The organism is Candidatus Nitrotoga sp. M5, assembly GCF_927904885.1.
Lineage (GTDB): Bacteria > Pseudomonadota > Gammaproteobacteria > Burkholderiales > Gallionellaceae > Nitrotoga.
Map to the genome: position 1 here is coordinate 1 of NZ_CAKMNW010000080.1, position 1790 is coordinate 1790.

3 protein-coding genes are annotated in these 1790 nt (G+C 49.5%); all 3 read right to left on the minus strand.

Features of this window, described 5'->3' with window-relative positions; translation table 11 throughout:
* Positions 1-166 precede the first annotated feature (166 nt).
* Positions 167-415 (minus strand): hypothetical protein, encoded by a 249-nt coding sequence (locus tag MJ770_RS14480; RefSeq protein ID WP_239255828.1) that lies wholly within the window; start codon positions 413-415, stop codon positions 167-169.
* Positions 412-1488: a hypothetical protein gene (locus MJ770_RS14485; RefSeq protein WP_239255829.1), complete on the minus strand. Its 1077-nt coding sequence runs from the start codon at positions 1486-1488 to the stop codon at positions 412-414. The genes MJ770_RS14480 and MJ770_RS14485 overlap by 4 nt, the downstream gene beginning before the upstream one ends.
* A gap of 2 nt (positions 1489-1490) precedes the next feature.
* A partial coding sequence (locus tag MJ770_RS14490; protein WP_239255831.1) for a hypothetical protein occupies positions 1491-1790 on the minus strand: 300 nt, incomplete at its 5' end.

The following is a 1790-nucleotide window of genomic DNA, read 5'->3' on the forward strand; positions in this document are numbered from 1 at the left end:
GGCTTGGTGAGCGTCTTTCAGTTCCGCGCTCGTCTTCCACGTGCAGCAGCAGCATCGCCTGAATTAAATCGGGCAGAATGGATTCAAGGAGGGCGAGTTCGTCGGTTGATATGACCGCCGCTTGTGGCTTGAATCGAATCTCGTTTTGTTTTGATTCGTTCACGCATTATGGCACCCCCTTTCTTGCAATATATGTCTGCCCTTCCCTTTCCGCTGGTGCTGCCCCGCTCCTTACCTTGCCGTTCTTCGTAAATGCGCGCTCTAAATCACGCACAAATTCGGAGTTACCGAACTCACGAAGAAATTCTTTTTTGAATAGCAAAAACTTATCTTTTTCCATGTTCATTTCAGCGAGTGCTAATACACGTCGCTTGCGTGGGTTCATTAACTGAATGATTAACTCGAAGATCATCATTCGCCCATTCTCATTTCTGTCATGCGTCGCTCGACATCGGTTTGCCATGTAAGCGGATCATGAATGCGTTCTAACTGAACTGATAAATGCGCACGTGCTTGATCGAGTGAAATGGCAGGCGTTTTGCCTTGCAAGCTGTAGATAGCGGCGATGCGCTTCATGTAGCCATACATGCTGATCGTAATCCGCATCATGCGTTGATCCAGCAAAGCTGGCATGTCCAATTCACGTATTACGCCCAAGCCTTCCATTTGTGCAACACGCGCTTGCAGGTCTTGCCATAGTGGATGCAACGGCCAGCGCGAACGATTGCTGTCGTCGGTCTTGATGCGCAGCGTGGTGTGGTCGTTGACGAGCACGCGCAGCAAATCGCCTTGGCGTTCTTTTAAATCCTCGAAGGTTCGAATGCCGACCAGTCGCAGCCATTTTTTACGTGCCTGCCATTCGATACGCCACACGTCCTGATTCATGCCCCACAGTTCATAGAACCATGTCTTTTGACTGCTTTCTTGTATTTCGTCGCACTTGTTGTAGATACGCAGTCCGAGGTCGCCTTCACCGAGGCGGAAAGTTTGCACTTTGCCGTGCTTGCGGTGCTGGTTGTCTTTGGCAAAGCTGGAAACAAAGTTGTCCTCGTCGAAATCAATAATAGGCAAGTGATAATCGAAGGTGAAATCCACCCGCGATAGCTTTTCAGGCTGATAGGCTTGCAATCCGACTGATTGCGCCCATGCCAGAAAACGATCATGCAAACCTTGGGCGCTGGCGTGCCACAAGGCGAGACTGCGGAAGGTAACGAAGAAAGAGGGTTGGTTGAATTCGCCGAACTGGATGCTGAATGCTTCATTCTCGATCAAGTAAGGATAACCGCTGCCTGTGCCATGTCCGGCAAGCATAAATTCTTCGTTGCCAAGTTTGATAAGCGTGGGTTTCCGCGACTTGGACAGGCGCATTGTTTCCTTCTCCACAGCCAACCGCTCATAGTCAAACTTGCAACCTTCTGAAGGCGCGAGGTAGTACGCACATTCGATGGTGTCGTGGCCGGAGAGGAGCAGATGCATAGGAGCGTTCATGCTCAATCACCTTCTTTATCTGAGGCAAGCTGTTTTTTCTTACGCGCCAGCTTTAGTGATCTAACGCTGATCAATATGATGCCTTCTGCACCCCACGCTTCCAGACTGTTACCGTTATGCAATCGGTCATTAATTGCTTGTCGAGTCACGCCCAACATTGCGGCAGCGCCACCAGGTGATACTACATCGCTGGGTACATCATCGGACTTCATGGCCTCAACCAACTCGGCAATCGTTGTATAAGTTTTCACGTAAAACCCTGATTGAAATAATTGCCGATACTTTACGATGTAAAGCTTTAC